This window comes from Pseudomonas sp. 05N431, assembly GCF_056397005.1.
The window spans coordinates 449,912-474,399 of sequence record NZ_JBFTMN010000003.1; the positions used below are offsets into that span (position 1 = coordinate 449,912).

Below are 24,488 nucleotides of genomic sequence, written 5' to 3' on the forward strand. Positions count from 1 at the left end.
AAAATTATTTTAAAAAGTGCTTGCCAGAGGTTGGGCTGCTCCGTAGAATGCGCGCCACACCGAACGTGAAGGGTGATTAGCTCAGCTGGGAGAGCGTCTGCCTTACAAGCAGAATGTCGGCGGTTCGATCCCGTCATCACCCACCATTCGCATTCAGTGTTACGCGCAGCGGTAGTTCAGTCGGTTAGAATACCGGCCTGTCACGCCGGGGGTCGCGGGTTCGAGTCCCGTCCGCTGCGCCATATTCGGTAACCTGGAACGCTGAACGCCAGGTCACCACGGAAAGCCCGCTCACGCGGGCTTTTTGCTGTAAGAGTTCCATGCGATGTGTGTTGTTTCATTGAAATTCAGCTTTTTTAATAAATTTCTTAATTAAATCAGCATGTTATGAATTTTTGTGGCACAATGCGCCCCGCAACGAAGGTAAAGGGTGATTAGCTCAGCTGGGAGAGCGTCTGCCTTACAAGCAGAATGTCGGCGGTTCGATCCCGTCATCACCCACCACTTACTTTCAACGCTACGCGCAGCGGTAGTTCAGTCGGTTAGAATACCGGCCTGTCACGCCGGGGGTCGCGGGTTCGAGTCCCGTCCGCTGCGCCATATTCGGTAACCTGGAACGCTGAACGCCAGGTCACCACAGAAAGCCCGCTTAATGCGGGCTTTTTGCTGTCTGGGGTTTTGTTAAGTCATTACCTCTAATAGAAAAGCGACCTTCGGGTCGCTTTTTTCGTTTTCGGCTTACTGTTCAGCATTGCGTGCGTGCCGGTAATCACTGACCGCTTCGTACACTGCCTTGCGTAGCCGATTGATACCGCCAATAGGGCGATGAGCTTCCAGGCCAAACCAGGGGTTGAAGGACTGGTTATCGCATTGCAGGTTCAGCGCTGGCGTGTCGAAGTCCTGGGCGGGGATCCGGATCCGCGCCACGGTCTCGAACGGCGCATCGCTTTCGCGCCATTCGATGCTGGTGTCTTCGATCGGCATGTATCTGGTCGGGTCCTGGCGCTGGATCTGCAAGACAAAACACGCGGGCACCCGATCCGTTGATAACTGTTGATTCAGTGCACTGCGCAAAAAGTTTGGCAGCGCTTGATTCTGCGCAGGCAGGGTGTAGCCGGGGCAGCTGTCAGGGTCTGGTGCGACACGAAACTTGGCATTCGCCGTACCGAATTTATACGGCGAGACGGAAAAATAAGTGGTCTGGGTCGGGCTGGCCGGGGCTGGCGCCAGGGTCACCAAGGCAATGAACAGGTGACGTACCTGCCAGCTGCGCGGATCCCAACTCGGAAAGAACGCCATGATTTGCTTGCCATCGGCCTGGGCTGCGACGTTCTGACGGTACTCGGCGACATTGCTGACGAAGAAGTTCGGATGGCTGAACATCACGAAGTCCTGCTCGTTGCGGCTCTGCTGATCCTTGAGTAGCTGCGTTCCCGGTACATCAAGCAATTTGATCGCCATGCCTCGGGCATCGCGCACGCTATCGAATTGTGGATAGGCGTTGCCGTTGGACAGTCGCAAGACAGCTTGCCAGGTCTTGCCGGCTTCGCTAAAGACACCTTGGCGCAGTTCAGGCGCCAGGTCGGCCGACACTTGAACCTCGGCCTTTACGCAGCCATGCGCCTTGGCGTGGGCATCGCGCAGGAAGCGAGTGTTTTCGCGGTGCTGGTCGACGATGCGCACGGCGGTCTGGATGATGTCCCGCGTCATTGCCGCTTCACCCGCCGGAATCTGTTCTTTGGCAGAGACCGGGCCGCTGTGATGCCAAGCGAACCAGGCTGTCGCCACCGCCCAGCCCAGCAAGCCGAGACCCACCAGGAACAGCAAGGTCTTGCCGAGCAATACGCCGACGCGCAGCCAAAGCGTGATCAACATGCACAAGTCCTTTGGGCAGAGGTGATGGTCATGGTAGTTGCGATTCCAAAGGGCCACCGAGCACCCTCAGGTATTCCAGTAGTGCCCAGCGCTCTTGGGGTTGCAGCAGGCGGCCAATGACCCCATTGCCTCGTTCGCCGGCACGAAATTCGTGACCACTGTTGTGGTTGCCGGTGATTCGCGTGTCGAATTCAAAACCGTTGCTGAAGGCTTCCGGGCGATAACCCAGGTGCTGCGGGTCGTATTCGAACGTGCCTCTATAGAAAGTGGTTGCGCGCTCATCCTGCGGCGAGAGCAGTTGGTAGATGTTCGGTACTGAACCGTTATGCAGAAACGGTGGCGTCGCCCAAACGCCCACCAACGGTCGGGCCTTGTAGGCGCGTAGTTCACGAACGCCAATCGGAAGGCCGAATCCATCCATGGCGGGGCGCTCTTCAGGCGTGACGTTGGCATCACGGTAAGCGCGGTTCTCGACGAAGGCCGTTACGTAGGCCAGTCCTTTGGCAACCGAGAGTTTGCTCAGGTCCAGTGGTCCGGCAGGCGTTGGGTGCAGTTTGACGTCCAGTTTCGTCAGTTCGTCCCGGTCCCACTTGAGCGCGCTCAGGTCGAAACGTTGGTCGGCGATGTTGTTGGCGGCGCCTGGGTCGGTGCCAATGACGTCCACCGGCAACATTTTCAATTTCTGCTCAGGTCGACCATTGGTCTCTGTCACGTTCGGTACATGGCAACCGGCGCAGTTTTCGGCGAACAGCGTGCGGCCCTTGGCGGCCAACGGTCTGTCGATGCTACCGAGCACTGCTTCGGGCCAGGCCGGTGGTTTGAGTCGCTTCAGGGTTTCTTCGATCAGATGCAGGTCACGTACTCGCACGCTCGAAGGGTAGCGATCGTCGCCCTTGAGCGGTTGGCCGGCGGCATCGAAGAAGCTCAGCGTCGCGCCGACGCCCAGAGCTTCGCCGATGTTGCGCGCCATGGGTTGCTGCGCTGAGCCGTTCCATTGCACCCAGTCGAAACTCCAGATATCCCATAGCTGCGGGTAGTCCACGGGCGCATTGGCCACTCGGTAGTTGTTCGGCGAAATGGCGTCGCCGAAACTGGCATTGGCGATACGGCCGAAAGCGTCGGTACGGCCTGGGCCTTCTTCGGTGGGGTATAGGCCGCGGTGGGTGTCATTCCAGGCAGCGCGCAGGAAAGTATCCAGCGACGTTTTGAAGTCCTGGCGCAGTTGTGAGTGCTGGGCGTCATAGTCCGGACCGAGCACATTGCGTGCGAAGCGTTCGAATTTCCAGGGGTTGTAGTAGGTCGAGGCGAGGCTTGCGACCAATGCCTGACCGAAACTGCCGCCGCGCAGAGTGGGGACACTGGAAGGCAATACGTGCTGGGCCGAGCCACCGTCGATGCGTATTGCCTGGCCTTTGAAGCGCAGCTCGCCGGTGTGGCAGGCGGCGCAGGTAACATCCAGATACTCTTCTTTACTGCCTGGATTCTGATGACGGGCGAAGCCGACGGGCAGGTTGCCGGGGTTGTTTGGCGTAGCTTTCTGGGTGGGATCCACCAGAAAACCAAAACGCGCCAGGTATTCGGGCGTGGCAAAGCGTTGCTCCGAGAACGGCAGTTCAAGTGCTGTGAACCAGTTGTAGCGCAGGCCTTTGACCTGCGTACCCTGCGGCGTGAAGTAGTAGGTCTGGCGGTCGGCGGCGTCCCACTGCTCGAGGTAGTTCACCTGCTCGACTGGCGTATAGGCAGGCAGCTTCGGGTTGGCGACGTAATACAGGACCACCGCCAGAGCGACCGCCAGCAGGGTGATTATCAGCAACAGCACACGGATCAAGAGGCGCAAGTTAGACTTCCTTGTCGATTTATAGCCTTGTTATGCCTTAGCTCCGGGTACGCGGCAAGTGGCCATTACGCCAGACGCTGTAGGAACCGGCGTTTATTACACTGAGAAGAAGCTGACAGAAGCTTCATGACCACCCCGCGCAAAATGCGTTAAAAGACCTGAACTTATCGGAGCTTTCCTGCTCTCATGCCGGTAGCCATTGGTCGTGGCGGCCTGATAAGCTCGCGGCTTTATTCGATTGCCCTTTAGGCGCATGAACAAGGAAATAGCATGAAACAGCATCGGTTGGCGGCGGCGGTGGCCCTGGTTAGCCTGGTACTCGCGGGTTGTGACTCGCAGACCAGCGTTGAGCTGAAAACCCCGGCGCAAAAAGCTTCCTACGGTATTGGCCTGAACATGGGCAAGAGCCTGGCTCAGGAAGGCATGGATGACCTGGATTCCAAAGCCGTAGCCCAAGGCATCGAAGATGCCGTCGGCAAGAAAGAACAGAAGCTGAAGGATGACGAACTGGTCGAAGCTTTCGCTGCGCTGCAAAAGCGCGCTGAAGAGCGTCTGGCCAAGATGAGCGAAGAGTCGGCAGCTGCTGGCAAGAAATTCCTCGAAGACAACGCGAAGAAGCCGGGTATCGTTACCACTGCTTCGGGTCTGCAGTACGAAGTGGTCAAGAAAGCCGATGGCCCACAGCCTAAGCCGACTGACGTAGTGACTGTTCACTACACTGGCAAGCTGACCAACGGCACCGTTTTCGACAGCTCCGTCGAGCGCGGAAGCCCGATCGATCTGCCGGTCAGCGGCGTGATCCCGGGTTGGGTTGAAGGTCTGCAACTGATGCACGTTGGCGAGAAGTACAAACTGTACATCCCTAGCGATCTGGCCTACGGCGCACAAAGCCCTAGCCCGGCAATCCCGGCCAATTCGGTGCTGGTATTCGACCTGGAACTGCTGGCGATCAAAGATCCGGCAAAACAAGACGCCGCCAAGTAATCAGCGTCTGTTATAAAAACAACGCCCCGTTCATACGGGGCGTTGTTGCATCTGGCGTTCAGTGGTCGACAATTCAAGCGAACGGACGCGGTGGAGTGGAGTCACAGCATTGAGGGTGCCGCAGCTAAACGCAGCAGGTTGCCAAGTCAATGAAATATTGGGTTTTTTTATGTGAGTAAAAAACGCCCGATCTGAGCCGGGCCCTTGTAAGACGGGGCCTTCAGGCGTGAAAAGCGGCTCTGTTCACAAGGTTATCCACAATTTGTGTGGATAACATTTCAGCGGGAGAGATGATGAAAGCACCCTGGGATTTCGCTCGATTTCTACCCTTGGCGGGAAGGTTGCTCAGTCGCGGGCGATTACCTGCCCTGTTGTTTGCCGTTGCCAGAAAAGGCGCGAGCCAGGGTAACCGTTTGGGCAAACTTAAAGACGACCTGCGATTGCTGCAGGCATTGTGCCTGGCGTACTGGCGCGGCGAGTATCGGGACATCAGTCGCAAGTCGATGCTGACCGTGGTGGCGGGGCTGATGTACTTCCTCAGCCCACTTGACGCGATCCCGGATTTCATCCCGGTATTTGGCATGCTCGATGACATCGCCGTGCTGGCCTGGGTGATGAAAACCCTCGATGACGAACTGAACGCTTTCCGTGCCTGGCGCGACCGTCAGAGTCCAGAAAAGCTTGCGGTCGTGGAGCGCTTGCCTGATACACCGGAGCAATTGCAACTGCAAGGCCCGAAAAAAACCTGAGTTGAATCAGGTTCATCCACAGATTGATCCCCCCTCGCGACCTTGGCGGCTGTTAGGATTACACTTCTAAGGAAAAGTGCTGACTCGCTAAGTGTTGTTGTCCTACGGGGTAGTCATGGATATTCAGATAATTGCACGTGATGGCGAACCCGAATACGCGGTTCTGCCGTGGGCTCAGTATCAAGCGTTATTGAAAGCAGCAGGCGTCACTGAACAACCACCGCGTGAAGCGACAGTCCATCACGCGGCCGCAGCAGACCAGGTTCTTCCGGGTCTGGATCAACTACGCAGTTTGCGCGAAGGGAAGGGCATCGCCATTGAGGCGCTGGCCCGCACGGTAGGCATCAGCCCGTCTTACCTGGCCTTGATCGAAAGTGGCGAGCGTCAACCCGACGCAGCGATTCGCCGCAGCCTGGCCTGGGAATTGACGGTGCCGGGATGGAGGGATGAATCGTGAGCGTACGCATCAGTCGTCAACATTGGGACGGTTTAATCGGCGAACTGGATCAGGCCCGCCGCCAGCGTCATCTTCTGACTTATCGTGCTTTGCTTGAACGTTTGCAGTTGCCAAGCCCGGCCATGCAAACCCTGACTGCCGCGCTTGAGCACCTGGCAGCTCTGGATGCACGGGCCGAGCAGCCGCTGCGCAGTTCGCTGGTGATCAGCCAGGGCGCTAGCCGTCTGCCGCGCACCGGGTTCTTCGAATGCGTCGAGCGGCTGGGGCGTTTCTCCGGGCCTTCCGATGGCGTGGCTGCCGCGTCCTGGCATGCATCGGAAGTGGTGCGGGTGTTTGAGTACGAATACCCCGAATCTGCGGAGGCCTGAATGCTCTGGCGACTCAAGGCCCGTGCCAGTTACTGGCTGGCACGCAGGCTGTTTCATTGGTCATGGTTTGTCCGCCAGCCACGTGGCTGGAGCTGGCTTGAAGGCCAGTTCGCACGCATGGCGAACCTCGGTGATGTCGGTGCGCAAAGCTTCTATGGCCACATTCTGACGTTCCGTGGCCAAGGCCTCGGAGCTCGTGAAGAGGGCGTACGTTTGTTGCGCCTTGCCGCATTGGCCGGGGACGGTAAAGCGGCCTATCAGGTCGGCGTGATCAGCCTTGCCGGAGCACCGGGCAAGGCCCCTGATGCTGCCGAGGCGGCGCGCTGGTGGCAGATGGCGGCCAAGGCCGGACACCCGCTGGCCGAGATCAAGCTCAAGGAACTGGCGTCACGTGATGCTTGACGGCCACTCTCACATGGGCTGATCCGGTTTGCCTGCGATCGCGGGTAAGCCACTTTCCTACGGGCGTTTGTAACCTATTCGCCGATCAAGCAGTGCCCGCTCTGCTTGATTGAGCCATTCCCTTTTCATTAGCGAAATACCCTACATCATCCTCCGTTTGTCCTGACTTCATTCCCCGCGCAATCCCCGCACAGTCTCGCGTCCCACAGCGACCGCGCGAAGATTGCGAATGCTCGATCCAAAAAAACTGCAGGCCTTGAACACTGCCATTGGCCATTTGGTCATTGCTGCGCTGAACCCGAAAGACCCGGACATTGCGGCGGTCTTCAATGACTTTCGGCACTGCCTCAGCGATTACGATTCCTGGGCCGAAAGTTTCTGGACGGGCGCAGGGCTGGATGTCGAGCAGGTGTTCAAGGTCGGCAACGACGTCAGCCTCAGCGCCCCGAAAAACTCGACCACACCGATCAGTGCCACCGTTGCATCCTGTCCGGCCGGTGGATCATTGACCCTGGTGCACATGTTCAAGGCGGCGCGTTTCGTGCCGATCGGCAATACCCCAGTGATGCTCGAAGCATTGGTCGATGGGCCGGACGGGGATGAGGTGGTCGGCGAGCCGGTCCACGCAATGATCGGCCCCAGCGGCATCCTCGAAGTCCCCGAATGCTGGCGTGGCCAGCGGCACCGAATCACCTTTTACCCCAACGTCTCTCAAGATCACGTCAAGGCGCTCTACGCCTCTTATCAAACCATCATTGCCGAGCTTGAGGACTGGCTGCGAAGCGAATGGACGAACGAGTTTCAACCATTGTGGGCGAGCTTTTCGCAGAGCGGTTTTCTTGAGCGCTACAACGCGTTGCAGCAGGCTGATCAACGGGGTGTTGAAAGCGCCTTGCTCGACCTTTGGGATGATGTTCAGCAGCTCTATCACTTGCTGGCCGACCTGCAAACCAACAGTGAAAAGCTCCTCGAGTACCTGACCCAGGCCGAGCTCGAAACCCTGCTCAACGCTTCCACAGAAGCGATTGCCAATGGCTTGCTGGTGCTCAGCGATGAACCGTTGCTGTTCATCTATCTGGCGGCCGTCACCAGTTGGTTGCGGATGCTGCCGCCGCAGTACGAAGCCGAAGTAATGGCCGAAATTCGTACCGGCGTATTGATCGGATTGCTGCTGGCTTGCGTGACCGGACCTATGGGCGTTGGGGCGGGTGTGGGCGCCAAAGTGCTGGGGAAGATCAAGTCACAGCGTGCTCGACAGTGGCTGGCAACCTTGAGCATCCGGCTGGCGCAAGTGTCGAGCAATCAGCGTTTCAGCAGTCACGCCGATGCGCTCAAGCCGCTGATGGTGAGTGCCCGGAAGGCGTCACTGGCGCCAACACCCCGAGGGCCTCTGAAGATTACCCCCCGCGAAGCGCAAACCCTTTACGTGAAAAACCCTGCGGCCATCGCCCGCGACAAGTCTGGGCCCAGGACCAGCCTGAGCAAGCAGGAGCATCACGACAACGCCCCGGATCAGGCGAAAAACCCCAACGGCGACAGCGCCGATTCGGCAGATAAAACCGCCACCCACAACTGCCCGGTGTCGATGGTTACCGGTGAAGAACTGCTGACCCTCACCGATGGAGAGCTCGACGGCGTACTGCCGTTTGCCTTCACCCGGCTCTATCGCACCAGCGCCGCCGAGATCAATAGCGGACTGGGCTTTGGCTGGAGCCATTCGCTGGCGCATCGCCTGGAAATCGACGGCGACAACGTCGTCTGGATCGACCACGAAAACCGCCGCACACGCTTTCCGAGACCCAGCACCGAGCGTCCGGCGATCCACAACAGTTTGTCCCGTGCGGCGATTTATCTGGGCGACGACGCCGATGAATTGATCCTCGCCCAGGCCGGTGAGGCGACACGGTTCTACCATTTTCGTGACGGTAACCTCACGGCCATCAGCGACCCTTACAACAACCGCCTGCGTATCACCCGTGATCGCCAGGCGCGGATCAAACGTCTGGACAACGGCGCCGGTCGCGCCTTGCTGTTGTGTTACGACCGGCGACATCTGATCGCCGTCGACTATCAAGTCTATCGCGCGGCGGCGAGTGCCGATGAAGCCTGGCAAACCGAGCAAACGCTGGTCACCTATCGCTATGACGACTGCCATCGACTGATCGAAGTCGTCAACGCCGCGGGCGAAAGCGAGCGCTACGACTACGACAATCAGGCGGTGATTCTCCAGCGGCAACTGGCCGGCGGCGCAAGTTTTTTCTGGGAGTGGGAACGCGAAGGCAAAGCCGCCCGATGCGTGCGGCACTGGGCGAGTTTTGCGCAGATGGACGCACGTTATGCCTGGGACGATAACGGCAGCGTCACGGTGCAGAACGCCGATGGCAGCCAAGAGGTTTACGTCCACGATCAGCAGGCGCGGCTGGTGCGCAAGGTCGAGCCGGACGGTGCCGAACACCTGAAGGCTTACGACGATAACGGTCAGTTGGTGGCCGAGAAAGATCCTCTCGGCGGCGTCACCCAATACACCTATGACGACGCCGGGCGGTTGCTGGCGGTCATTCCGCCAGAAGACGAACCGACTTGCTACGAGTATCACAACGGTTTCGTTCGGGTGATGCGTCGGGGCAAGGCGCGTTGGAAGTACCAGCGAAACATTCATGGCGATATCACCGAACAAATCGACCCTGATGGGCACATCACCCATTACCAGTACGATGATCGAGGGCGACTGCTGTCGATCCGCTATCCGGATAACAGTTGTCACCTTCTTGTCTGGAACAACCTCGGGCAACTGACCGAAGAGCAATTGCCGGACGGTGGCCGGCGCTATTTCGCTTACGACGCGTTGGGCCGGCAAAGTCGCCGTCAGGACGCACAGGGTGCGGTCACCCAGTATCAGTGGGACGTTCTCGGCAGGCTGATCCAGACCACTTTGCCGGGAGGAGTCACCCGCGCCTTCAGCTACAACGCCTACGGAAAACTCATCGCCGAACGCGATGAGTCTGGCCAGGTCACGCGCTACGAATACGCCGATGACCTGCATCTGGTCAGCCGTCGCATCAATGCCGACGGCAGCCAGCTGCACTATCGCTACGACAACGCGCGGCTGTTGCTCAGCGAAATCGAAAATGAGGTGGGCGAAAAGTATCAGCTGGCGTACGGCACCAACGGGCTGATCGAGCAAGAAACCGGCTTTGATGGTCGGCGCACCGCGTACCGCTATGACCTCAACGGCCATCTGCTGGAGAAAACCGAGTTTGGCGATGACGGCTCAACGCTGATCACCGCCTACCAGCGGGACTCGGCAGGGCGGTTGCTGGTCAAGACCTTGCCCGATGGCGAGAAGGTCGACTATCGCTACGACAGCCTTGGTCGTCTGGTCAGCGTCGATGACGGTTGCGACCACCCGTTGGAGTTCGAGTACGACCAGCAGGACCGGCTGATCACTGAGCATCAAGGCTGGGGCACGCTGCGTTATCGCTACAACGCTTGCGGTCAACTCGATCACCTGCGCCTGCCGGACAACAGCACCCTCGACTACCACCACGCCAAGGGCGGGGCACTCACCGCTATTGACCTCAACGGCTCGCGGCTGACCACGCATATCTTTGACGCGGGACGCGAGCAGCAACGCCAGCAGGGCCAATTGCTCAGTCGGTATCACTACGATGAGCAGGGTCGGTTGCACGCCCACGCGGTCTCTCTCGCTGAACAGCCACGCCATCGCCGCGATTACGCCTACAGCGCCAACGGCAACCTCGACTTCATTGCCGACAGTCATTATGGTCAGCGCAATTATCACTACGACGCGCTGAACCGCCTGGTTCGCGTCCGCCACTCTCGCGACCCACAGCAGGAAAGCTTCGCCCATGACCCTGCCGGCAACCTGCAGATGCAGGATCGTCCGGGCCTGGCGACGATCAAAGGCAACCGCCTGCTGCTGCAAGGCGACCGCCATTACGACTACGATGCCTTCGGCAACCTGATCTTTGAGCGCCGCGGCACCGCACAAACACTCGTCACCGAATACCGCTACGACTGCCAGCACCGGTTGATCGGCGTCACGCTGCCGGATGGCAAAACCGCCAGCTACCGCTATGACGCCTTCGGTCGGCGCATCACCAAAACCGTCGACGGCCACACCACCGAGTTCTTCTGGCAAGGCGACAAGCTCGTCGCCGAAAGCAGCAAAGAACACTACCGCAGCTACCTCTACGAACCCGGCAGCTTTCGCCCCCTGGCCCTGCTCGACGGCAAAGGCCCGCGCAAGGCCTGCCCGTTCTACTACCAACTCGACCACCTCGGCACTCCGCAGGAACTGACGGATTACAGCGGCGAAATCGTCTGGTCGGCGACCTACAAGGCTTACGGAAAACTCGCCAGCCTGAAGCACTTTGGCGAAGAACAGCTTGAGCAGCCGCTGCGCTTTCAAGGGCAGTATTTCGACGCCGAAAGCGGCCTGCACTACAACCGGCATCGCTACTACAATCCGGACATCGGCCGCTACCTGACGCCGGATCCAAGCAAGCTGGCGGGCGGGCTAAACGGCTACCAGTACACCCCGAATCCGACGGGGTGGGTGGATCCGTTGGGGTTGAATGACTGCCCGGGGGCAGGTAAGTGCAAGAAGCCGGGGGAGGCGGAAAATCCGGCGGGAAAGGCGGGGGTAGACGGAGGCGAGCCGAAACTACCGAAAGGAGAGGGTGATTATCTATATCGTGGAGATCAACGAGAGCCCGATGATGTGTTTCAACATGGATTCAAGAGTAAAGGGAAAAGCAATGACCTATTGCTTCATTCACTTGATAGTGATTATCCGCCCAGCAACTTTATTAGCACCTCCACCTCAAGGGATGTAGGGAAGAAGTTTGCTACGAATAACAATACGCAGATGGGTTACTTGTATACTCTACGAAAAATTCCAGGCCGTGATCTAAAAAAAGAATTGGGAGCGGATTATCTGTTTGGCAAAGAGAAGGAAATAGCAATACCTTCTAAAATCAAGGGTGAAGATGTTCTTGGTGCAACGCTAATCATAGACAATGGTCGCGAGTTTGGATATTCCATACCTAATCCAAATAGGAAGATAAAAGAATGAAGTCTACAATCATTGTGGATATAGTTGTTGGTGTTAATGGTGATAAGGAGGGCGCCCAGCTTATCTGCGATAAAAAGAAAATTACGATAGAGTTTTTGATGCGCAATGGTTATCGCAAAGTTTACTCTGGTCATGATTTTTACAAGTGTTTTGCGAGGGTTAGAGAAGATCACCCTGAGTTGATTTTTTACTGTAAGGGAACGAAAGTTAATGTTCATACGTCGAGTATGTCTTCTCAGATGTCGCTTGGTTTGAAAGCCTATGAGCTGACTTTGGGAAAGGCGTCTTCGCTAGATGATGTTGTATATATATTTGATTATGCCGAAGGTGAGCTCACGAATGACTATGGTGCTCAGAGAGAGTTTTATATGCGCTGGGTGAAGTCAGAGAAGCCTATTGATGATGAGTGATCTTGATTTAACGAATTTATTTTTATGGGGATGTCATTTTAATTTGCTGGCAAGTCAGCGAAGAGGCCGTTATGTGTGATGATAGAGATCAGTTCATATCTCTCTGCTAAACGGTTTGAGCTAGCACCTCCACCCCCAAACTATCAATCACATAAATACTCCCCCCCAGCACATTCTTCGCATGATGCTTAGCCTGTGAGGCCATTTCCGCCAGTTGGCTGGCATCGAGTTGTCCGCAGGCCTGCGGGTGTAGATGCACCACGCCAATCGACAGCGACAGCAGCGCAAATTCCTGGCGGATGCCCTGACGATTGGGCGCGATGAAGCAGCCGGCTTCCAGGTGTTCGCTGCGGTAGAAGCGTCGGCATTGGCTGTGGAAGTCCTCGAGCAGCTGGTTCAGGCGCTTGCGCCAGTCTTCCGGGCCGAGGACCAGCAGGAAATCATCACCGCCGATATGCCCGACGAAATCGCGGCTGGGGTCGACGCGGTCGTTCAGGCATTGCGCCAGGCACAGTAGGACTTCGTCACCACGGCCGTAGCCGTAGATATCGTTGAAAGGCTTGAAACTGTCGATGTCGACGTAGCAGATCACCGACTCGCGGCTCTGTTGCAACAGTCGGGTCAGGCACTGCTGGATCGGCACGTTGCCCGGCAACAAGGTCAGCGGGTTGGCGTAGCGGGCTTGCTGGATTTTCAGTTCGGTAATCAGTTTGAGCACGTCGATTACCCGGCCCAGGCCGAGATAGCCACCGTTGAGGGTGATGATGAAGTCTTCTTCGATGCGCTGCCGGGCGCGGCTGGTGATCAGCCGGCTGACCTGTTGCAGCGATTGGCTGAGCTCGACGGCGAGGAAGTCATCGCTCATCAGCCGGCTGATCGGCTTGCGCGCGAACAGATCGGTGGCAAACGGCTTGAGCAGCGCATCGGACAGCGAATGCCGGTGGACAATGCCACAGGGCTGACCGAGTTCGTCGAGCACTGCCAGCGAGTTCAGGTTGGCCTGACGACGGAAGGCCTCCAGCACGTCAGCGGTAGGGGTATCGCGGTCCACCGCCGGATGTTCGTTGAGCAGGGCGCTGAGGTCGCTGCCTTCTTCGTTGAGCGCCACTGCGCTGCTGTCGTGCTTGGGCATCATCGTCCGGGCGTCCCGTGGCGGGTGCTCCTGCGGACGGCATAACAGATAGCCCTGCACCAGGTCGACCCCCATCTCGGTCAACACCGCGAGTTCCTCCGGCAGTTCGATACCTTCGGCAATGACTTGTGCCCGCGAAGCTTTGGCGATCTGCAGGATCGAGCCGACGAATTCGCGCTTCAGCGCGTCCTGATGAATGCCGTCGATGAAATGCCGGTCGATCTTCACATAGTCCGGACGCAGTTCCGACCAGAGTCGCAGGCTCGAATACCCGGCCCCCAGATCATCCAGTGCAATCGAAAAACCCATGGCCCGGTAGTGATGCAGCGCGTTTTGCAGCAACTGAAAATCGTCGGTCGGGGTTTGTTCGGTCAGCTCGATCACCACCTGACTGGGCGGAATGCCGAAGTCCTGGAGCATTTGCAGGGTTCTGCCGGGTTGATGGCCGGCTTCGAGCAACGATTCGGGAGAGACGTTGAGAAACAGTTTGCCCGGTAACTGTTGTTCATTGAAGCGGCGGCAGGCGCTGTGTCGGCAGGCCATTTCCAGTTCGCTGAGACGGCCAGCCTGGCGGGCCACGGCGAACAACGCGATGGGCGAATGCAGAGGGCTGTTGGAGGGGCCGCGACTGAGGGCTTCATAGCCGAGGATGCGTCGTTCGGACAGAGAAACGATCGGTTGGAACAGACTGTGCAAACCACTTTGAGCCAGGATTGAACTCAAGGCACTCAGCTGTTCGGTCGTGGTCATGGCGATCTCTGGCGATAAAAAAAGGACCGGACCTGCTCTTTTTCAGGGAGCGTGCCCAGTCCTTTATTTCACGACAGAATGATGACTGTTTGATGACGATCCGGGGATCGTCAGCATTAAATTGCCATCACTTTTTGTTGCTGGCGACCGCGGTGTTCAGCTTCAAGTAATCCAGCAGGATCCGCCCGGTTTCGCTCAGGTAGGCGTCGTCTTCCGGTTTGGTCTTTTCTGGCTCGGCCGCGATGGCGTCCTCGTCTTCTTTCTTCAGTTCTTTGAGCGGCTCTTCGCCCTTGGCCTTGCGGCGGATGTTTTCCATCACCAGCTGCTTGGCTTCGATATCGGCGTGTTGCGCGCGACGCTCGGCTTCATTGAGGCTGACGGTTTTTTCTGCCATCAGCTTCTGGGCCAGCGCCAGCTTGTCGCGAATGAACACAAACTCCGCGTCCTTGGCCGAACGGGCATCATGCTCGGACTTGAGCTGTGCCAGGTACGGTTTGAACGGGTCGACTGCCGGCTTGATGGCCGGGCGAATGGTGTCCCACGGCATGGATTCCGGCAGGGCGCTCTCGCCGATTTCCTTGGTGTCGATGATCGACGGGAAGTCGACATCCGGCAATACGCCCTGATGCTGGGTGCTCTGTCCGGAAACCCGGTAGAACTTGGCCAGTGTCAGTTTCAGCTCGCCATGGTTCAGCGGCTGGATGGTTTGCACGGTGCCTTTACCGAAGGTCTGGCCGCCGATGATCAGTGCACGGTGGTAGTCCTGCATGGCGCCGGCAAAAATCTCCGAAGCCGAAGCAGACAGACGGTTGACCAGCAACGCCATCGGACCTTTGTAGAAGGCACCCGGGCTTTCGTCCTCCAGTACATCGACCCGGCCGTCGGCGTTACGAACCAGCACGGTCGGACCTTTGTCGATGAACAGACTGGTCAGCTCGGTGGCTTCCTGCAAGGAACCGCCGCCGTTGTTGCGCAAGTCGATGACCACACCGTCGACCTTGTCTTTTTGCAGTTCGGTCAGCAGTTTCTTGACGTCGCGAGTGGTGCTCTTGTAGTCCGGATCACCGGCGCGGAACGCCTTGAAGTCCAGGTAGAAGGCCGGGATCTCGATGACGCCGAGCTTGTAGTCCTTGCCGTCCTGTTTGAGGTTGAGGACCGACTTCTTCACCGCCTGATCTTCAAGCTTTACCGCTTCGCGGGTGATCGAGACGATCTTGGTGGTCTGGTCGTTTGGCGCATTGCTGGCCGGGATCACTTCCAGGCGCACCACAGTGCCTTTCGGCCCACGGATCAGCTTGACCACTTCGTCCAGGCGCCAACCGACGACGTCGACCATTTCTTTACTGCCTTGGGCAACGCCGATGATCTTGTCGGCCGGTGCAACCTGCTTGGTCTTGTCCGCCGGGCCGGCCGGCACCAGGCGCACGACTTTCACCTGGTCGTTATCGCTCTGCAACACGGCGCCGATGCCTTCCAGCGACAGGCTCATGTTGATGTCGAAGTTCTCCGCGTTATCCGGTGACAGATAGTTGGTGTGCGGATCGTAGGACATGGCGAAGTTGTTGATGTACGCCTGGAAGATGTCTTCCGGGCGGGTCTGGTCCAGGCGCGACAGCTGATTTTTGTAGCGCTTGGTCAGGGTGTCCTGAATCTGTTTGGGGTCTTTGCCGGCGATCTTCATCCGCAGCACTTCGTCCTTGACGCGTTTGCGCCACAGGTCGTCGAGCTCGGCAGTGGTCTTCAGCCAAGGGGCGTCCTTGCGATCGACCAGCAAGGTTTCCTTCGTGGTGAAGTCCATCTTGTCGACGCCTTTGTTCAGCTCGACCAAGGCGAAGTCCAGACGCGCCTTGACGCGGTCCAGATAGCGCTTGTAGATGGTGAACCCGGCGTTCAGGTCACCGCTTTTGAGGAACTCGTCAAACTGGTTTTTCCATTTGTCGAATTCGGCGATGTCGCTGGCCATGAAATAACTGCGCGACGGATCGAGCAGCTTCAGGTAGCTGTCGTAGATGATCGCGGAACGTGCGTTATCGAGCGGCGGCTTGCTGTAATGGTGGCGCTTGAGCAACTCGACGACGTTAAGGCTGGCAATCACCTCGTCACGATCGGGCTGAAGGTTGTCCCAGCTATTGGCTGCGAACGTAGTAGGCGACAGCGACAAGCTGCCCAGGCCAATGAAAAGCGCAAGTGCGGTGCTGGGGAACAAATGCTTCATGCTGATTCGACGCGGGGGCAATTGATAACGCATATTAGGCCGTCTTTAAAGTCGCCGGTTCCACAAGGCTCTACGCAAACTGCTCGCGTATCGATCAGGCTGGGTTAAAACAGCCTGATCGCCACTCGGCGAATTTTCGTACGACCCTGGGCCGGTCGCATAATGCAAAAAACCCGGCGCTACAGCATCGGGCTCAGTCCAGACTCACTATGGAGGCACTGTGAAAGCATTGCAAGGCGTTGAAGGTCGAGTGGAGTGGGTTGAAGCGCCCAGTCCGACGTGTGACGTAGGACAAGTTCGCATTCGAGTGGCGGCAGCGGGCCTCAATCGAGCCGATTTATTGCAGAAAGCGGGGCTCTATCCGCCACCGCCAGGAGCCAGCCAGGTGCTGGGCCTTGAGTGTTCAGGCGTGATCAGCGAGGTCGGCGCCGGGTCGTCGTGGCAGGTCGGAGACCGGGTCTGCGCACTGCTGGCGGGTGGTGGGATGGCCGAAGAAGTGGTGGTCGATGGCCGTCACGTATTGCCTGCGCCCGAAGGCTTGTCGTTGGTCGAAGCGGCAGCGTTGCCCGAGGTCTACAGCACCGCCTGGCTGAATTTGTTCCAATTGGCTGCGCTCAAGCCGGGTGAGAAAGTTCTCCTGCACGCCGGGGCAAGTGGAGTTGGTTCAGCTGCCATTCAGCTATGCAAGGCATTTGGCAACCCGTGCTGGGTCAGCGTCGGTTCGGCGGATCGGTTGGCCTACTGCGAGGCGCTGGGTGCGCAAGGCGGGGTGGTGCGCACGGATGGGCTGGAGGGATTGCGTGACCTGGGGCCGTTCGATGTGATCCTCGATCCGGTCGGTGGCAACTATGCCGCACTGAACCTGAAGTTGCTGGCGCTCGACGGTCGTTGGGTGTTGATCGGCTTGATGGGCGGCCGTGAAGCGCCGCTGGATCTGGCAACGATGCTGGCCAAAAGGATTCAATTGCTGGGTTCGACCCTGCGCAGCCGCGACGAACAGTTCAAGGCCGATCTGTTGAGTGATCTGCGCCAACACGTCTGGCCGCTGTTCGCCGAAGGGCGCCTGAGCCCGCAACTGGCCAGGACCTTCCCGATCAGCGACGCTGAAGCGGCGTTTGCCGAACTTGCGACCAACCGGGTGTCGGGCAAGTTGGTGTTGGTGATCAACGAAAGCCTGGTTTGAGGCCTTAAAGCATCGCGAGCAAGCTCGCTCCCACAAGGATTGCGTTGAGCCTGTGGGAGCGAGCTTGCTCGCGATGAAGTTGACGCGGTGGCGCTACTTCCAGAGATGGATCGGCCAGCCGGCCTTTTCAGCGTGTTCACGCAGTACCGGATCCGGGTTGACCACATGCGGATGGTCGACTTTGATCAGCAACGGCAGATCGTTGCGTGAGTCCGAATAGAAACTCGCGCCTTCAAGGTTCTCCTCTTCGGCGTCCAGCCACTCCAGCAAGCGAGTGATCTTGCCTTCGCGGTAGGTCAGGGTGCCGACGGTGTTGCCGCTGTAGACCCCGTGAGTCACTTCCAGCTCTATAGCGAGGATCTCATCGATGCCCAGGCGTTCGGCGATGGGTTTGACCAGGTGTGTGCCTGAAGCGGAGATCACCAGGATCCGGTCGCCGGCCTTGCGGTGCTCGGCAATGGCTTTGCAGGCGTCGCTGAAGATGATCGGTTCGATCACGTCCTCGACCCACGGCGCCACAAGGTGCTCGACTTCTTCCGGGGTACGTCCGGCCATCGGCTCCAGGCTGAAGGCCATGTAGTCCTCCATGGCCAGGTGACCCCTGCCGTAGGAATCCATCAATTCCTTGTCGCGGCGCAGGAACGATTCGCCGTCGACCCAGCCGAGGCGGACCATCTGCTCGCTCCACAACGAGGCGCAGTCGCCATGGATCAGGGTTTCGTCCAGATCAAAAATTGCCAAAGCCATCAGTGCTGCTCTCTCTTTAACATCAGTGTGCACAGCGAAAACATCAGGCTACCTCACACAGGGCCGTAGGATCGATGGAAAGTGCCAGACGTTGACCATCGGCATGCAGGTCCGCCGCCGAACGGTTCAGCACGTCTACCACCAGTTCAACGCCGCGAGCCTCGACCCGATAGCGGATCACGTTGCCCAGCAGGCTGTGGCTGCGAATCAGCGCATTGGGTTCGCCATTGCGGCTCAGTTCGATCGCTTCCGGACGAATCGCGATACGGCCATTGATCGGGCGTTGCAGCAGTTTGCTGGCGCTGGCGGCGTCGAGCAGGTTGTAGTTGCCGATGAAGCCGGCAGCAAACACATCGACCGGTGCAGTGTAGAGCGTTTCAGCATCGCCGCTCTGGACGATTTTGCCCTGGTTCATCAGGAAGATCCGGTCGGACATGGTCAGGGCTTCTTCCTGATCGTGCGTCACGAAAATCGTGGTCAGCCCCAGCTCGCGCTGGATCTGCCGGATCTGCTCGCGCAGGTGTTTGCGGATGCGTGCATCGAGTGCCGACAGCGGCTCATCAAGCAGCAGCAAACGTGGTCGGGTGACCAGCGAGCGGGCGAGGGCCACGCGCTGGCATTGGCCGCCCGACAGTTGATGCGGGTAGCGGCTGGCGAAGTCGGTCAGTTCAACCAATTGCAGCACTTCGAGCACACGCTTGCGGCTGTCGTCGGCATTGACCTTTTGCATGCGCAAACCGAAGGCAACGTTTTGCTCCACGGTCATGTTGGGAAACAGTGCGTAGCTCTGGAATACCATGCCGATTCCGCGTTTCTGCGGGCTCAGCGGCACCAGGTCATGGCCGTCGAGCAGGATCTTGCCGCCATCCACTGCGGTCAGCCCGGCGATGCAGCGCAGCAGGGTCGACTTGCCGCAACCGGACGGGCCGAGCAGGGTGACGAACTCGCCTTTCTGGATTTCGCAGTTGATGTCGCTGAACACCGGGGTGCCGGCGGAGCCTGTTTGTGAGTAGCTTTTTTGCAGGTGTTGGACGCTGACATAGCTCATTGGCTTTTGTCCTTGTTCAAGATATTGGCAGCCCAGGTCAGAACCAGCACAAAGAAAAAGTAGGAAATCACCAGCGCGCTGGTGAAGTGACCGCTGCTGTTACGCATATTGTTGAGGTAGACCTGCAGGGTTTCGTAGCGCGTGCCGACGAGGATATTGGCGAACACGAACTCACCGAAGAGGAACGAGAACGACAGCAGCAATGCGACCATCAAGCCTTTGCGCAGGTTCGGCAATACCACCAGGAACGCCGCTTGCCAGGTACTGGCACCGAGCAGTTGGGCGGAGTCCATCAGGTCGCTCAGGTTGATCGCTTGCAGGTTGTTGGTAATCGCCCGGTACATGAACGGCAGCGCCACGGTGAAGTAGCAACCGACCAGAATCCACGGTGTGCCGACCATCGCAAATGGTCCTGAACCATAAAGCTGCAACAGCCCCACCGACGACACCACGGGTGGCACTGCGAACGGCAGCAGGATCAGGATGTTCATCAGCGCATCGAGTTTCGGGAAGTGGTAATGCACCACGAACAGCAGTGGCAGGATCAACACCACCGACAGAATCAGCGCACCCACGCAGACCAGCAGTGACTGGCCAAAGGCACCGAGAAAACGCGGATCGCTCCACAGCTGGATGTACCATTTGAAGGTAAAGCCGCTGGGCAGAACGGTGGCCGACCAACTGCTGGCGATCGAGTAGATCAGCGTCCCTGCCAGCGGCAGCAACAGAATGGCGAACAGCAGGTAAACCACGACCCGGTGATAGACACCGACGGGGCCCAGTTCAGCGCGAGACATGGTAGCTCCTCTTCAACAGCAACTGATGGACCACGGTCACCAGGGTCATCAACGCCACCAGCACAACGGCCAGGGCACTGGCCATGTTCGGGTCCAGGGAAATGTCGCCCGAAACCATCGCCGCGATGCGGATCGGCAGCACGTTGAAGTTGCCGGTGGTCAGGGCGTAAACCGTGGCATAAGCGCCGAGGGCGTTGGCCAGCAGGATCACGAAGGTTCCGAGCAAGGCCGGGGTCAGCACCGGCAAGCCGATGTGTCGCCAGAACTGCCAGCCGTTGGCGCCGAGCAGGGACGCCGATTCGCGCCAGTCTTCACGCAGTGCGTCGAATGCCGGGTACAGCAGCAGCACGCCCAAGGGAATCTGGAAGTAGGTGTAGAGGATGATCAGCCCGGTTTTCGAGTACAGGTTGAAGTCCTGAATGAACCCCGCCTGCTTGAGCATGATGGTGAAGCTGCCGTTGAACCCCAGCAGGATGATGAACGCAAAGGCCAGCGGTACGCCGGCGAAATTGCTGGTCATATTGGCGAAGGCGTTGACGAAGTTGCGCAGCTTCGAATCGACCCGGCGCAACGAGTAACTGCCGAGGATTGCGATGACGATGCCGAACACGCTGGACCAGAAGCTGATCTCGAGGCTGTACTGGATCGCCTGCATATAGAACTTCGAGCTGAAGATCTTGTTGAAGTTGGCCAGCCCCCAACCGAACTCTTCCGATTGCACACTGTTGATCAGCACCCAGCACAGCGGGGCGATCTGGAACACGATAAAGAAAATGGCGAAGGGCACCAGGCACAACGCCGCCAGCCACTTGCCTCGGGTGATTGAATTCACTTGAGCAGCTCCCGGCACACAGGTTTGTCGTGGGCAACACCCAGCAACTCGCAGACAGTGCCGCACAGTTCGGTTTGTTTCGGGGCTGCATGGGGATTGAAGCTGAAGGCATCGCCGATGACAAACAGCGGTACTTCACGTTCTTCGGCCAGCAGGCCGTTGTGGGAACGGTCGTTGTTCATGCCGTGGTCAGCAGTCACCAGCACCTGATAGCCGGCGTCGAGCCAGTCTTTCAGATAATCGGCGAGAATGATGTCGGCTGAGCGGGCACTGTTGCGGTATTGCGCCGTGTCGAGGCCGTGCTTGTGCCCGGCGTCGTCGATGTTCATGGGGTGAACCAGCAGAAAGTTCGGCGCATGGCGCAGACGCAGGTTTTCGGCGTCGGCGAACAGGTGCGAATCGGGGTAGTGATCGGACCAATAGAAATGCGCGTGCTGGATCGGCAGTTCAGTGTTGTCGGTGTGGCGGTCGCGGGCAGCCACGAACGGTGAACGGTTATACAGTTCGCTGACCCAGTGGTAGGCCGCAGCGGCGGTGCTGAGCCCGGCGGCGGTGGCGTAGTGGAACACGCTGCGCTGGCTGGACAGGCGCGACACGTTGTTGTGGACGATACCGCTGTCGATCGGTGTGACGCCGGTCAGGATGCATTCATAGAGCGGGCGCGACAGGGACGGCAGTTCGCATTCGAGTTTGTAGAGGGCTGCGCGTCCTGCGCCGACATAAGCCTGAAGATGTCCCATAGCATGCCGCGCGACCTCGTAGTTCAGGCCGTCGAGCACCACAAGGATGACGTTGTGCTTCATGGGGGCAAAAACTCCGCAAAACAGGAATTCAGAAAACTCAAACTCAACTCGATCCAGTGTGGGAGCGAGCTTGCTCGCGATGACGGACTTACCTTCAACAGTGATGTTGATTGACCTTCCGCTATCGCGAGCAAGCTCGCTCCCACATTGGATCTCCATCAGAGATCCAATGTGGGAGCTACAGCGTTATTGCATATTGATGATGACTTCTTCCTGCCACTTCTGCGGCAGGGCCTTGGAGGTTTTTTCCCAGGCATCGGCGTCGGTGATCGGCTTGGGCTTGGCGGCTTCGTACTGCGCGGCCGGGATCAGGTTTTTCACCACATCAGCCGGTAGTTTCAGGTCTGTCTCAGCACGAATCGGGCGGGCGTTACCGCGCGCCAGGTTGATTTGGCCGGCATCGCTGAAAATGTACTCACGCGCCAGTTTGGCAGCGTTCGGGTGCTTGGCGTATTTGTTGATGATGGTGGTGTAACCGGACTTCACCGAACCGTCGGACGGGATCAGCACCACATAGTCATCCGGGTTGACCATCTTGGCTTTATAGCTCAGGCCGTTGAAGTCCCAGACCACGCCGACTTCGACTTCACCCTTTTCCATGGTGGAAATCGTCGGGTTGGCCAGCGACAGGCGACCTTGCTTGGCGATTTCGGCGAACATCAGCAGTGCGGGCTGAATGTTCTTTTCATCACCACCGTTGGCGATGGCGGCGGCCAACACACCGTTGGCGGCTTGTGCAGCGGTGCTCACGTCACCGATGGAGACCTTGTATTTACCGGTTTTCAGGTCAGCCCACTTGGTCGGGGCTGCCGAGCCGTGCAGCAGCTTTTTGTTGACGATGAATGCGATGGTGCCGGTGTAGGCCAGTGCCCAGTTGCCGTCCTTGTCCTTGGCCCAGTCCGGAACCTGCGCCCAGGTGCTTGGCTTGTACGGTTGAACCACGCCTTGCTTGACCGCAATCGGGCCGAAGGCAGCGCCGACGTCGCCGATGTCGGCACTGGCGTTGTCTTTCTCGGCAGCGAACTTGGCGATTTCCTGAGCCGAGCTCATGTCAGTGTCGATGTGCTTGAGGCCGTACTTCTTGGAGAGGTCTTCCCAGGTACCTTTCCAGTTGGCCCAGTCATCGGGCATACCGACGCTGTTGACGGCGCCTTCCGCTTTTGCAGCGGTTTCCAAGGCTTTCAAATCGGTATCAGCCGCCATGGCTGCGGTGCACATGGCGATGGTCGAGCCTAACAGTGATGCCAGGAAAAGCTGTTTCATCCGAAGCTCCTTTGGGCGTATTCAACGCTGCGTTTTGCGGTTTGTTGGTCTAGGTCAGCAATACCTGAGCCAATTTAGGTGAGCTGGATGACACTTTGATGTCGGTATCAGGCGCGCTCGCATTCTTTTCGCTCGGTAGTGGGTGCTGCGAAGTAAGCGTAGACCATGGCCGCAAGGCCGGTTTGCAAGGACTTGGCCGCTTATTTGCACAGGTCTGGATCAGCCGTTCGGCGGCTTTGTCATCGATCAGTCATATGTATTGCCTAGGCTTGCAATACGTTTCAGGACGCGTTTTTTGGCGCAGTCCTGCCCCGAAACAGTGCTGGTCTAGTCCAGATAGGTAACGTTGATGCGCGAAGAGGCAACGAAAGCGGTGACAGCTATCGGTCAGGTGCTCCAGGAGCAGATCGACCACGGTCTGTTGGCACCTGCGAGCAAGCTGCCGGCCGAGCGCAAGCTCAGTGAGTTGTTCGGGACTACGCGGATTACCGTGCGCGAGGCGTTGTTGCAGTTGGAGGCGCAGGGGCAGATTTATCGCGAGGAGCGGCGCGGCTGGTTCGTTTCGCCACCGCGTCTGGCGTACAACCTGATGCAGCGCAGTCACTTTCACGCGATGGTCAGTGCGCAGGGGCGGGTGCCGTCGACCGAGGTGATTTCGGCGCGGTTGCAACCGGCGTCAGCGGCAGTGTGTGCCTGGTTGCAGTTGCCGGCGTTGTCGAGTGTGATTCAGATCTGCCGTTCGCGGCGCATCGATGGGCGGTTGGTTTTGTATGTCGAGCACTATTTGAATCCGCAGTTTTTTCCGGGGATTCTGGCGTTCGATCTGAATCAGTCGATTACCGAGTTGTATGCGCGGCATTACGATTTGCACTATGGGCGGGTGCGCTTCGAGATTGTGCCGACGGCGTTGTCGGTGGATGCGGCGGCTGCACTCCGGGTGTCTGTGGGCAGTCCGGGGTTGCGGATTGCGCGGGTCAATTATGATCAGCATGGGCGGTTGATCGATTGTGACCTGGAGTTTTGGCGGCATGATGCGATTCATGTCGGGGTGGATGTGGTCTGAAACTGCTCCCGCTTCTGCTGCGGCCTGACAGCTGACCTATCTATTTCAGGTGTACACAGTTCACTGTGGGAGCTGGCTTGCCTGCGATGGCGGCCTGACAGCCGACCCATCTCTTGCAGGTGTACATAGATCTACTGTGGGAGCGGGCTTGCCCGCGATGGCGGCCTGACAGCCGACCAATCTCTTTCAGGTGTACATATCCATTCCTGCGGTAACGGCCACTTAGGGTTTCGCCCTGACGGCGACTCACTTTTGCAGACGCCCAAAAGTAAGCAAAACGCTTCGCCCCAAGCGTACGGCACCTCGCCTAGGCTCGGTGTTCCCTTGCTCCGGTGTCCATCAGGGGGCATCGCCTACGGTCTGCTGCGCGACGACCTCCTCTCGATGTGTCCGGCTGCGCCGTACGGCGCTGCGCGCCCACCCCCTGATGAACACCTCCACTCGGCCTCCCGAAGGGGCGGGTGGATCAAGATCA

General features: G+C 58.4%; 19 protein-coding genes and 4 tRNA genes. 13 read left to right on the forward strand and 10 right to left on the reverse strand.

The annotated features are described in order from the left end of the window. The first annotated feature begins 70 nt into the window (after positions 1-70). The 4 genes from AC1DIG_RS07550 to AC1DIG_RS07565 all read left to right on the forward strand — a co-directional run bounded on the left by AC1DIG_RS07550 (position 71) and on the right by AC1DIG_RS07565 (position 600). Positions 71-146, forward strand: a tRNA-Val gene (locus AC1DIG_RS07550). Between the two features lie 19 nt (positions 147-165). After that, a tRNA-Asp gene (locus AC1DIG_RS07555) sits at positions 166-242 on the forward strand. Between the two features lie 186 nt (positions 243-428). Next, positions 429-504: transfer RNA gene (locus AC1DIG_RS07560), tRNA-Val, on the forward strand. A gap of 19 nt (positions 505-523) precedes the next feature. Continuing rightward, positions 524-600 (forward strand) — tRNA-Asp (locus tag AC1DIG_RS07565). A gap of 138 nt (positions 601-738) precedes the next feature. Here AC1DIG_RS07565 and AC1DIG_RS07570 read toward each other — a convergent pair. Together AC1DIG_RS07570 and AC1DIG_RS07575 are read right to left on the reverse strand one after the other, a co-directional pair. Then, positions 739-1,875, reverse strand: coding sequence for a catalase family protein (locus tag AC1DIG_RS07570; RefSeq protein ID WP_477766770.1), 1,137 nt, complete (start codon positions 1,873-1,875; stop codon positions 739-741). 28 nt (positions 1,876-1,903) lie between these two features. Then, complete coding sequence (locus AC1DIG_RS07575) at positions 1,904-3,712, reverse strand: di-heme-cytochrome C peroxidase (RefSeq protein WP_477766771.1); 1,809 nt, start codon at positions 3,710-3,712, stop codon at positions 1,904-1,906. 270 nt (positions 3,713-3,982) lie between these two features. Between AC1DIG_RS07575 and AC1DIG_RS07580 the strand changes: the two genes are divergently transcribed. The 7 genes from AC1DIG_RS07580 to AC1DIG_RS07610 all read left to right on the forward strand — a co-directional run bounded on the left by AC1DIG_RS07580 (position 3,983) and on the right by AC1DIG_RS07610 (position 12,180). Next, complete coding sequence (locus AC1DIG_RS07580) at positions 3,983-4,696, forward strand: FKBP-type peptidyl-prolyl cis-trans isomerase (RefSeq protein WP_477766772.1); 714 nt, start codon at positions 3,983-3,985, stop codon at positions 4,694-4,696. 293 nt (positions 4,697-4,989) lie between these two features. After that, positions 4,990-5,445, forward strand: coding sequence for a YkvA family protein (locus tag AC1DIG_RS07585; protein WP_477766773.1), 456 nt, complete (start codon positions 4,990-4,992; stop codon positions 5,443-5,445). Between the two features lie 115 nt (positions 5,446-5,560). Then, positions 5,561-5,902, forward strand: a complete 342-nt coding sequence (locus tag AC1DIG_RS07590) for a helix-turn-helix domain-containing protein (protein WP_477766774.1) — start codon at positions 5,561-5,563, stop codon at positions 5,900-5,902. After that, positions 5,899-6,270 carry a hypothetical protein gene (locus tag AC1DIG_RS07595; RefSeq protein ID WP_019693066.1) on the forward strand — a complete coding sequence of 124 codons (372 nt, stop codon included), beginning with the start codon at positions 5,899-5,901 and terminating at the stop codon, positions 6,268-6,270. The genes AC1DIG_RS07590 and AC1DIG_RS07595 overlap by 4 nt, the downstream gene beginning before the upstream one ends. After that, on the forward strand, positions 6,271-6,672 hold the full coding sequence (locus AC1DIG_RS07600; RefSeq protein WP_477766775.1) for an SEL1-like repeat protein: 402 nt from the start codon (positions 6,271-6,273) through the stop codon (positions 6,670-6,672). 229 nt (positions 6,673-6,901) lie between these two features. Continuing rightward, positions 6,902-11,770 (forward strand): RHS repeat-associated core domain-containing protein, encoded by a 4,869-nt coding sequence (locus AC1DIG_RS07605; protein WP_477766776.1) that lies wholly within the window; start codon positions 6,902-6,904, stop codon positions 11,768-11,770. After that, positions 11,767-12,180, forward strand: coding sequence for a hypothetical protein (locus tag AC1DIG_RS07610; protein WP_477766777.1), 414 nt, complete (start codon positions 11,767-11,769; stop codon positions 12,178-12,180). Before AC1DIG_RS07605 ends, AC1DIG_RS07610 begins: the two co-directional genes overlap by 4 nt. 106 nt (positions 12,181-12,286) lie before the next feature. Here AC1DIG_RS07610 and AC1DIG_RS07615 read toward each other — a convergent pair whose 3' ends face one another. Both AC1DIG_RS07615 and AC1DIG_RS07620 read right to left on the reverse strand, forming a co-directional pair. Further along, positions 12,287-14,062, reverse strand: a complete 1,776-nt coding sequence (locus AC1DIG_RS07615) for a bifunctional diguanylate cyclase/phosphodiesterase (RefSeq protein ID WP_477766778.1) — start codon at positions 14,060-14,062, stop codon at positions 12,287-12,289. Between the two features lie 127 nt (positions 14,063-14,189). Beyond that, positions 14,190-16,277 (reverse strand): carboxy terminal-processing peptidase, encoded by a 2,088-nt coding sequence (locus AC1DIG_RS07620; protein WP_477766779.1) that lies wholly within the window; start codon positions 16,275-16,277, stop codon positions 14,190-14,192. Between the two features lie 220 nt (positions 16,278-16,497). Between AC1DIG_RS07620 and AC1DIG_RS07625 the strand changes: the two genes are divergently transcribed. Continuing rightward, positions 16,498-17,460, forward strand: coding sequence for a zinc-binding dehydrogenase (locus AC1DIG_RS07625; RefSeq protein ID WP_477766780.1), 963 nt, complete (start codon positions 16,498-16,500; stop codon positions 17,458-17,460). Positions 17,461-17,553: 93 nt separating this feature from the next. Here AC1DIG_RS07625 and AC1DIG_RS07630 read toward each other — a convergent pair whose 3' ends face one another. The 6 genes from AC1DIG_RS07630 to AC1DIG_RS07655 all read right to left on the reverse strand — a co-directional run bounded on the left by AC1DIG_RS07630 (position 17,554) and on the right by AC1DIG_RS07655 (position 22,950). Continuing rightward, positions 17,554-18,207: an HAD family hydrolase gene (locus tag AC1DIG_RS07630; RefSeq protein WP_477766781.1), complete on the reverse strand. Its 654-nt coding sequence runs from the start codon at positions 18,205-18,207 to the stop codon at positions 17,554-17,556. A gap of 43 nt (positions 18,208-18,250) precedes the next feature. Beyond that, positions 18,251-19,255, reverse strand: a complete 1,005-nt coding sequence (locus AC1DIG_RS07635; protein WP_477766782.1) for an ABC transporter ATP-binding protein — start codon at positions 19,253-19,255, stop codon at positions 18,251-18,253. Continuing rightward, positions 19,252-20,052, reverse strand: coding sequence for an ABC transporter permease (locus tag AC1DIG_RS07640; RefSeq protein ID WP_216742609.1), 801 nt, complete (start codon positions 20,050-20,052; stop codon positions 19,252-19,254). The genes AC1DIG_RS07635 and AC1DIG_RS07640 overlap by 4 nt, the downstream gene beginning before the upstream one ends. Continuing rightward, on the reverse strand, positions 20,039-20,884 hold the full coding sequence (locus tag AC1DIG_RS07645) for an ABC transporter permease (RefSeq protein WP_477766783.1): 846 nt from the start codon (positions 20,882-20,884) through the stop codon (positions 20,039-20,041). Before AC1DIG_RS07645 ends, AC1DIG_RS07640 begins: the two co-directional genes overlap by 14 nt. Next, the gene (locus AC1DIG_RS07650) at positions 20,881-21,687 is read right to left on the reverse strand and encodes an alkaline phosphatase family protein (protein WP_477766784.1); all 807 of its coding nucleotides are present in this window, start codon (positions 21,685-21,687) and stop codon (positions 20,881-20,883) included. The genes AC1DIG_RS07645 and AC1DIG_RS07650 overlap by 4 nt, the downstream gene beginning before the upstream one ends. A gap of 186 nt (positions 21,688-21,873) precedes the next feature. Next, on the reverse strand, positions 21,874-22,950 hold the full coding sequence (locus AC1DIG_RS07655; RefSeq protein WP_477766785.1) for an ABC transporter substrate-binding protein: 1,077 nt from the start codon (positions 22,948-22,950) through the stop codon (positions 21,874-21,876). Positions 22,951-23,299: 349 nt separating this feature from the next. Here AC1DIG_RS07655 and phnR point away from each other — a divergent pair, with 349 nt between their 5' ends. Further along, entirely contained in the window at positions 23,300-24,013 is a 714-nt protein-coding gene (gene phnR / locus AC1DIG_RS07660) for a phosphonate utilization transcriptional regulator PhnR (RefSeq protein ID WP_054593517.1), read from the forward strand. Positions 24,014-24,488 lie beyond the last annotated feature (475 nt).

Excerpts from the sequence above, each read along its gene's own strand:
- AC1DIG_RS07570 (WP_477766770.1), bottom strand. The coding sequence starts at position 1,875 with ATGTTGATCACGCTTTGGCTGCGCGTCGGCGTATTGCTCGGCAAGACC.
- AC1DIG_RS07580 (WP_477766772.1), top strand. The coding sequence starts at position 3,983 with ATGAAACAGCATCGGTTGGCGGCGGCGGTGGCCCTGGTTAGCCTGGTA.
- AC1DIG_RS07585 (WP_477766773.1), top strand. The coding sequence starts at position 4,990 with ATGAAAGCACCCTGGGATTTCGCTCGATTTCTACCCTTGGCGGGAAGG.
- AC1DIG_RS07590 (WP_477766774.1), top strand. The coding sequence starts at position 5,561 with ATGGATATTCAGATAATTGCACGTGATGGCGAACCCGAATACGCGGTT.
- AC1DIG_RS07600 (WP_477766775.1), top strand. The coding sequence starts at position 6,271 with ATGCTCTGGCGACTCAAGGCCCGTGCCAGTTACTGGCTGGCACGCAGG.
- AC1DIG_RS07605 (WP_477766776.1), top strand. The coding sequence starts at position 6,902 with ATGCTCGATCCAAAAAAACTGCAGGCCTTGAACACTGCCATTGGCCAT.
- AC1DIG_RS07610 (WP_477766777.1), top strand. The coding sequence starts at position 11,767 with ATGAAGTCTACAATCATTGTGGATATAGTTGTTGGTGTTAATGGTGAT.
- AC1DIG_RS07615 (WP_477766778.1), bottom strand. The coding sequence starts at position 14,062 with ATGACCACGACCGAACAGCTGAGTGCCTTGAGTTCAATCCTGGCTCAA.
- AC1DIG_RS07620 (WP_477766779.1), bottom strand. The coding sequence starts at position 16,277 with ATGAAGCATTTGTTCCCCAGCACCGCACTTGCGCTTTTCATTGGCCTG.
- AC1DIG_RS07630 (WP_477766781.1), bottom strand. The coding sequence starts at position 18,207 with ATGGCTTTGGCAATTTTTGATCTGGACGAAACCCTGATCCATGGCGAC.
- AC1DIG_RS07635 (WP_477766782.1), bottom strand. The coding sequence starts at position 19,255 with ATGAGCTATGTCAGCGTCCAACACCTGCAAAAAAGCTACTCACAAACA.
- AC1DIG_RS07640 (WP_216742609.1), bottom strand. The coding sequence starts at position 20,052 with ATGTCTCGCGCTGAACTGGGCCCCGTCGGTGTCTATCACCGGGTCGTG.
- AC1DIG_RS07650 (WP_477766784.1), bottom strand. The coding sequence starts at position 21,687 with ATGAAGCACAACGTCATCCTTGTGGTGCTCGACGGCCTGAACTACGAG.
- AC1DIG_RS07655 (WP_477766785.1), bottom strand. The coding sequence starts at position 22,950 with ATGAAACAGCTTTTCCTGGCATCACTGTTAGGCTCGACCATCGCCATG.
- phnR (WP_054593517.1), top strand. The coding sequence starts at position 23,300 with ATGCGCGAAGAGGCAACGAAAGCGGTGACAGCTATCGGTCAGGTGCTC.